The 6,781-nt window shown below is 72.4% G+C and carries 6 protein-coding genes; 2 read left to right on the top strand and 4 right to left on the bottom strand.

Translation table 11 applies throughout. The annotated features are described in order from the left end of the window. The 3 genes from KBX34_RS32560 to KBX34_RS32550 form a co-directional block, all read right to left on the bottom strand. A partial coding sequence (locus tag KBX34_RS32560) for an ATP-dependent helicase (RefSeq protein WP_210928919.1) occupies positions 1 to 2,552 on the bottom strand: 2,552 nt, incomplete at its 3' end. A gap of 203 nt (positions 2,553 to 2,755) precedes the next feature. Continuing rightward, positions 2,756 to 3,301, bottom strand: a complete 546-nt coding sequence (locus KBX34_RS32555) for a TIGR00730 family Rossman fold protein (protein WP_088950067.1) — start codon at positions 3,299 to 3,301, stop codon at positions 2,756 to 2,758. Then, the gene (locus KBX34_RS32550; RefSeq protein ID WP_088950068.1) at positions 3,301 to 4,164 is read right to left on the bottom strand and encodes a TIGR00730 family Rossman fold protein; all 864 of its coding nucleotides are present in this window, start codon (positions 4,162 to 4,164) and stop codon (positions 3,301 to 3,303) included. The genes KBX34_RS32555 and KBX34_RS32550 overlap by 1 nt, the downstream gene beginning before the upstream one ends. Before the next feature lie 154 nt (positions 4,165 to 4,318). Between KBX34_RS32550 and KBX34_RS32545 the strand changes: the two genes are divergently transcribed. Continuing rightward, on the top strand, positions 4,319 to 4,486 hold the full coding sequence (locus KBX34_RS32545; RefSeq protein WP_157744075.1) for a hypothetical protein: 168 nt from the start codon (positions 4,319 to 4,321) through the stop codon (positions 4,484 to 4,486). A 56-nt stretch (positions 4,487 to 4,542) separates the two neighbouring features. Here the strand turns inward: KBX34_RS32545 and dapE are convergent, their stop codons facing one another. After that, a complete protein-coding gene (dapE, locus tag KBX34_RS32540; protein WP_099848438.1) occupies positions 4,543 to 5,616 on the bottom strand; it encodes a succinyl-diaminopimelate desuccinylase in 1,074 nt (357 codons plus the stop codon). A 78-nt stretch (positions 5,617 to 5,694) separates the two neighbouring features. Between dapE and dapD the strand changes: the two genes are divergently transcribed. Then, positions 5,695 to 6,654: a 2,3,4,5-tetrahydropyridine-2,6-dicarboxylate N-succinyltransferase gene (dapD, locus tag KBX34_RS32535; RefSeq protein WP_141911048.1), complete on the top strand. Its 960-nt coding sequence runs from the start codon at positions 5,695 to 5,697 to the stop codon at positions 6,652 to 6,654. Positions 6,655 to 6,781: the final 127 nt, after the last annotated feature.

Below are 6,781 nucleotides of genomic sequence, written 5' to 3'. Positions count from 1 at the left end.
GCCCCACGGGGGTCGGGGGGGGGGGGGCGGGTGGGGGGCGCGGTTGGCGGGGTGGGTGGGGGGGGCGGACGGGGTGGCGCGGTGGGTGGGGCGGGTGGACCGGGTGGCGGGGTGGGTGGTGCGGTTGGGCCCAGCTCGTGCAGGAACCGGCTCGGCTGTTCCTCGTGGTCGTCACCGCCGACTGCGGCCGATGCCACGGCACTGACCAGCAGTCGGTGCCGGGCCCGGCTGATGGCCACATGGAAGAGCCGGCGTTCCTCGTCCAGCAACGCCGAGGTCTGACCCACCACGTTCGCCACGGCCGCGCCGCCGGCCGATCGACCCGCCAACACGTCGACGAGGCGCTCGGAGCCGAGCAGGCTGCCGCGCAGTCGCAGGTCCGGCCAGATGCCCTCCTGCACGCCGGCCACCGCGACCAGGTCCCATTCCAGGCCCTTCGCGGCGTGGGCGGTGAGCAGACGGACCGCCGCGCCCCGGTCGGCGGTCGGGGCGATGGTGTCGGCCGGCAGGTCCTGGGCGAGCACGTGGTCGAGGAAGACCTCGGTGCGGGCACCGGGCAGTCGGTCGGTGAACCGTGCCGCCGCGTCGAAGAGCACCAGCACGGCGTCCAGGTCACGGTCGGCCGCCTCGGCCCGCCGCCGCCGGGCCAGGTCTCCCTCGCCGGCCGCCGGCCGCCCCTGAATGATCGCACCAGCCCAACGCTCGGCGAGACCACTGGCGTCCCAGACCGCCCAGAGCACGTCCTCGGCGGTCGCCCCTGGTTGGGCGGCAGCATCCCGTGCGGTGGCCAGCAGCCCGGCCACCGCCTGCGCCGGCTCCGCCCAGCGCCGGTCGATGTCGGCCAGCTCCGTCGGATCGCGCAACGCCTCGACGATCAGCTCCCCGGAGGGGCGTCGGTCACCGCCGGCCAGCGCGAGCGCACGCAGGCCCTGCCGCAGCCGCCGCTCGGCCAGCGGGTCGGCTCCGCCCAGCGGCGAGTGCAGCAGCGCGACCGCCGCCTCCTCGTCCAGCCGGTCTGGTTCGAGCGCGCAGCGCAGCAGGAGCAGCAGTGGCGCGACCGCCGGTTGCAGGTGCAGGGGCAGGTCCTCGCCGTGCACCACGGTGGGTACGCCGGCAGCGTGCAGTGCCCGCCGCAGGGTGGGCAACTGCAACGCGGTGGACCGCACCAGCACCGCCATCCGCGACCACGGCACGCCGTCGAGCAGGTGGGCCGAGCGCAGCGCGTGGGCCAGCCAGGCCGCCTCGCTGGTCGCCGAGCGAAACGTGTGCACCTCGACCACCCCGGGCGGCGCGTCCGGCAGCGGGTGCAGCCGCCGGTGCGCCGCCGGGCCGCGCAGCCGGCGACCCAGCCGGGCGATCGCCGCGAGCAGACCCGGCCCGGCCCGGTACGACGTGGTCAGCAGCACCTGCGCGGCCGGCGCCCCGGAGGCGGTCCGGAAGCGGTGCGGGAAGGTGGCCACCCCGGCCGGGTCGGCGCCCCGGAAGGCGTACGTGGAGGAATCCGGGTCGGCGAACGCGACAAGTGACTTGCCTCCGCCCGCGATGACCGAAAGCAGCTCCACCTGGGCGGGGTCGGTGTCCGCCAGCTCGTCGAGGTAGACGTGGGTGAGGCGGCGGCGCTCGGCGGCCAGCAGCTCCTCGTCGTCGCGCAGCAGCCCGGTGGCCGCCCGGACCAGCTCGGCCGGGTCGTACGCGATGGAGCCCCGGTTGCTGACGTCCCGCAGCGCGAGCACTGCCACGTACTCGCGGAGGAAGCGGGCGGCGGCCGGCCAGTCCTCGCGGCCGAGCTTCTCGCCCAGCCGGGCCAGGTCGACAGGGCCCACGCCCCGCTCGGCGGCACGCATGAGCAGGTCGCGCAGCTGACCGGCGAACGCCCGGGTGCGCAGGGCGGGACGCAGGTCGGTCGGCCAACCGACCGGGTCGTCCTCGGGCTCCTCACCCACAACGTTCAGCAGCTCGCGGATGATCAGATCCTGCTCGGGGCCGGTGAGCAGCCGGGGTGAGGGCTCACCCCGTTCTGCGGCGGCTCGGCGGAGCAACCCGAAGGCGTACGCCGGGAAGGTGCGCACCAGCGGCTCGCGCAGCACCCGGTGGCCGTCCTGGGCGATCCGGGCCTCGATGCGCTGGCGTAGCGCGGTCGCGCCTCGGCGGCCGAAGGTCAGCACCAGGATGTGTTCGGGGTCGACCCCCTCGGCCACCCGGGCGGCGACCGCCTCGACGAGCGTGCTGGTCTTGCCGGTGCCCGGACCGCCGAGCACGAGCATCGGCCCGTCGGTGTGCCCGACCACCTCGGCCTGCACCGGATCGACCCGCCAACCGCCGCCGCCGGCCAGCTCGCGCCCGGCCGCCAGCTCAGACCCGGCCACACCTGCGGACCCGGCGACCGACTCAGGCCGCGCCCCGCGCTCAGGCCCACCCGTGCGCTCTGGCCCACCCGACTCGCCGACACCGCCCCTGGGCGCGCCGCTGGCGGGCACGGAAGCGCCGGAAGGCGCTGCCCCGTCCCCCCGCGCCGGCCCCCCGGACCGCCGCACCAACCGGTACGCCTGCATCAGCTCATCCCATCAGACCCGTACGACACCCACCCCAACCCACCGAACCCCCACTCTCCCACCCAACCCCACCACCCCAACCCCACCCCATCCACCTCCGTCGATCATGAAGTTAGCGGCGCGACACGCCGACGGCGGTGACGCTAACTTCATGATCAACAGGGTGAGGACGCCCGGGGCAGGGGGGAGGGCAGGGCAGGGGGTCAGGTTAGGCGGGACTCTAGGGCGTTCAGGGCTTCGGGGACCGTGGTGGTCACTGTCAGGAGATTGCGGCCGGCGGGTTTGAGGAAGTTCTGGTCGGCGAGGGCGTCGAGCCAGTCCAGCAGGGGGCGGTAGAACCCGTCGGTGTCGATCAGCACCATCGGCTTGGTGTGCAGGGCGAGGGTCGCGGTGGTCCAGACCTCGAACAGCTCGTCCAGGGTGCCCAGCCCGCCGGGCAGGGTGAGGAACGCGTCCGACTTCTCGATCATCAGGGTCTTGCGGCTGTCCATCGAGTCGGTCACCAGCAGCTCGTCCGAGGCCAGGTCGGCGACCTCCAGATCGACCAGCGACTGTGGGATCACCCCGACGGTGCGCCCACCGGCGGATCGGGCACCGTCGGCCAGCGCGCCCATCATGCCGACGCAGCCGCCACCACTGACCAGCGTGTGCCCGCGCCGGGCCAGCTCCGCGCCGGTCTCGGCGGCCAGGTCCAACCAACGCTGGTCGAGGGTGCGGGACGAGGCGCAGAAGACGCAGATCGCCGCCATCAGTTGTCCCGTGGCTGATCGGCGGCCTGCTCGGCGGCGGCCTGCTGGTCCGCGCCGGTGCGGGCGACGGCCTCGTCACGGACCGCCTCCTGCTCGACGGAGAGCGCGGCCTCCGCCTCGACGATGTGGCGGACTGCGGCGTTGACGTCGTCGGTGAGACAGATCAGTTCCAGGTCGACCGGGCCGATCTTGCCGTCGGCGGCCATCGTGTCGCGCATCCAGTCGAGCAGCCCCTGCCAGTACGCGACCCCCATCAGCACGACCGGGAACCGGGTCACCTTGCCGGTCTGCACCAGCGTGAGCGACTCGAACAGCTCGTCCATCGTGCCGAAGCCACCGGGCAGCACGACGAACGCCTGCGCGTACTTCACGAACATGGTCTTGCGGGCAAAGAAGTAGCGGAAGTCGATGGCGAGGTCGACCCACTCGTTGATGCCCTGCTCGAACGGAAGCTCGATGCCGAGCCCGACGGAGAGCCCACCGGCCTCGCTGGCACCGCGGTTGGCGGCCTCCATCACCCCCGGCCCACCCCCGGTGATCACCGCGTAGCCGGCCCGGGCCAGCGCGCCGCCCAACTGCTCGGCCAGCTGGCACTCCGCGCTGTCCGGTCCGCTGCGGGCGGAACCGAACACACTGACCGCCGGTGGCAGGTCGGCGAGGGTGTCGAAGCCTTCGACGAACTCGGAGAGGATGCGCAGCGCACGCCAGGCGTCCTTGGTCTTCCAGTCGCCCCGCCCACGTGAATCCAGCAACCGCTGGTCGGCGGTGCTGCTCGGAATCGCCCCTCTGCGCAGAGTGACAGCGCCCCGGTGCCGCTCCTGTCCCGGACCGCGACCGGCCTCCCGCCCGTTGTTCTGGCTCATGGGGCAACCGTAGTGGAGCGACACCGGCCGGGTGTGCGGGGCGGGGACGCCGAGAAATAGTTCGGGATCATGGGCAACTATTCGGCTCCCCCGTACGTCTTACTATTCACATACCGGGTATGCCCGGGCGCGCGCCTTCGGGGGAGGAGACAGCGTGATCAGCAACAACGAGATGATCCGGATCCGTCGCCAGATGCAGCGACGGATCCGAGACGTGGTGGCCGAGCGCCGCCGCACCCGCGACCAGGACCCAACCAACGTCTCCCCCGCACCACCCGGAGCTGATCAAGAGGTTTGCGTCGCCGACAACGGGCCAGGCTGACGCAAACCTCTTGATCACCGGCAGAGCGCCAGCAGGCGCGAGAGGCGGCGGCCGGGTCAGGCTGGTGCCAGCCAGCGGTGCAGGGTTGCCGCGCCGTCGCGGATCTTGCTGATCTCGACGTGCTCGTCGGGGTGGTGGGCGAGGTTCGGGTCGCCGGGGCCGAAGTTCAGCGCCGGGATGCCCATGGCCGCGAACCGGGCCACGTCCGTCCAGCCCAGCTTGCCGATCGGCGCGGCACCGACCGCCGCCAGGAACTCCTTCGCCGGGGCCGCCTCCAGCCCGGGGGCAGCGCCCGGCGCGGTGTCGGTCACCACCACCTCGAAGCCGGCGAACACCTCCCGCAGGTGCGCCTCCGCCTCGGCCGGGCTGCGGTCCGGGGCGAACCGGTAGTTGACCTCGACCTCACAGTGGTCGGGGACCACGTTGCCGGCGACCCCACCGTTGATCCGCACCGCGTTCATGCCCTCGCGGTAGTCGCAGCCGTCGATGGTGACCCGCCGCGCCTCGTACGTCTGGAGCCGCCGCAGCACCTCACCGGCGGCGTGGATGGCGTTCACCCCGTGCCAGGAGCGCGCCGAGTGGGCGCGTACCCCGGTCGTGGTGACCACCGAGCGCATGGTGCCCTGACAGCCCGCCTCGACGATGCCGTACGTCGGCTCCAGCAGCACCGCGAAGTCCGCCTCCAGCCACTGCGGGAACGCCTGGGCGACGAGGTTGAGCCCGTTGTACCGCGACTCGATCTCCTCAGCCTCGTAGAAGAAGTACGTCACGTCGTAGCGCGGGTTGGGCAGCGTCACCGCCAGGTGCAGCGCGTACGCGGTGCCGGATTTCATGTCGGAGGTGCCGCAGCCGTACATCAGGTCGCCACGCATGGTCGACGGGAAGTTGTTGTTCAGGGGCACCGTGTCGAGGTGCCCGGCCAACACGACACGCTGCGACCGACCGAGGTCGGTGCGCGCCATCACCGTGTTGCCGTGTCGGTGGGTGGTCAGGTGCGGTACGCCCCGCAGCACCTCTTCGACACAGTCGGCGATCGCCTTCTCGTTGAGGGACACGGACTCTATGTCGACCAGAGCGCGGGTCAGCTGCACCGGATCGGCGAGGACCTCGGGGGTCAGCGGGTTCTCCATGAATCGCACGGTACCTTCAGGTCTGTCAGCGCGAGGAGCGAGCCGAGGTCAGCTCGGCCGTGACCGAGAGGTGTAACAGTGACGTCCGCAGATTCCGCCTGGGGCATCGGCCTGGCCACGGTCACCGCCGACGAGCAGGTGCTCGACACCTGGTACCCGACCGGCAAGCTGGGCCTGGGTGAGCTGCCGCTGGTCTCCGGCGAGGACAAGGCGGACGTGCTCGACCTGCCGCCGGCCGCGCTCGGTGACCGGTCGCTGCCTGGTCTGCGTACCGTCCAGGTGGTCACCGTGATCGGCTCGCTGGACGACCCGATCAAGGACGCGTCCGACGCGTACCTCCGGTTGCACCTGCTTTCGCACCGCCTGGTGCGACCCAACCAGCTCAACCTCGACGGCATCTTCGGCAAGCTGGCCAACGTGGCCTGGACGTCCGCCGGGCCGTGCCCGCCGGAGCGGGTGGACGAGCTGCGGGTGATCGAGCGCGCGGCCGGCCGGCACCTGTCCGTGTACGGGGTGGACAAGTTCCCCCGGATGACGGACTACGTGGTGCCCTCCGGTGTGCGGATCGCCGACGCCGACCGGGTCCGCCTCGGCGCGCACCTGGCCGCCGGCACCACGGTGATGCACGAGGGCTTCGTCAACTTCAACGCCGGCACCGTGGGCACCTCGATGGTGGAGGGGCGCATCGTGCAGGGCGTGCTGGTCGGCGACGGCTCCGACGTCGGCGGCGGCGCCTCGATCATGGGCACGCTCTCCGGTGGTGGCACGGAGAAGGTGAGCATCGGCGAGCGCAGCCTGATCGGCGCGAACGCCGGTGTTGGCATCTCCCTCGGCGACGACTGCGTAGTCGAGGCGGGCTGCTACATCACCGCCGCGTCGAAGATCACCCTGCCGGACGGCCGGGTGGTCAAGGCCCGGGAGCTGTCCGGCGTCGACGGCCTGCTGTTCTGGCGCAACTCCGTGAACGGCGCGTTGGAGGCCCGGCCGCGCACCGGCCGGGGCATCGAGCTGAACGCCGCCCTGCACGCCAACGACTGACGGACCCGGACGGGGTACGCCTCAGCGCAACCGGTACGCCTGGATGATCCGTTGGGTCACCGTGTTGCCGGCGGTGTCCCGAGCGGTGGCCCGCAGCGACACGTAGCCGGGCCCGGCCGGGTGCCGC

Origin of the sequence: Micromonospora sp. M61, from assembly GCF_018070245.1 — a bacterium.
GTDB lineage: Bacteria > Actinomycetota > Actinomycetes > Mycobacteriales > Micromonosporaceae > Micromonospora > Micromonospora zamorensis.
This window is presented reverse-complemented; position numbering and strand designations above follow the sequence as displayed.

Excerpts from the sequence above, each read along its gene's own strand:
- KBX34_RS32555 (WP_088950067.1), bottom strand. The coding sequence starts at position 3,301 with ATGGCGGCGATCTGCGTCTTCTGCGCCTCGTCCCGCACCCTCGACCAG.
- KBX34_RS32550 (WP_088950068.1), bottom strand. The coding sequence starts at position 4,164 with ATGAGCCAGAACAACGGGCGGGAGGCCGGTCGCGGTCCGGGACAGGAG.
- dapE (WP_099848438.1), bottom strand. The coding sequence starts at position 5,616 with ATGGAGAACCCGCTGACCCCCGAGGTCCTCGCCGATCCGGTGCAGCTG.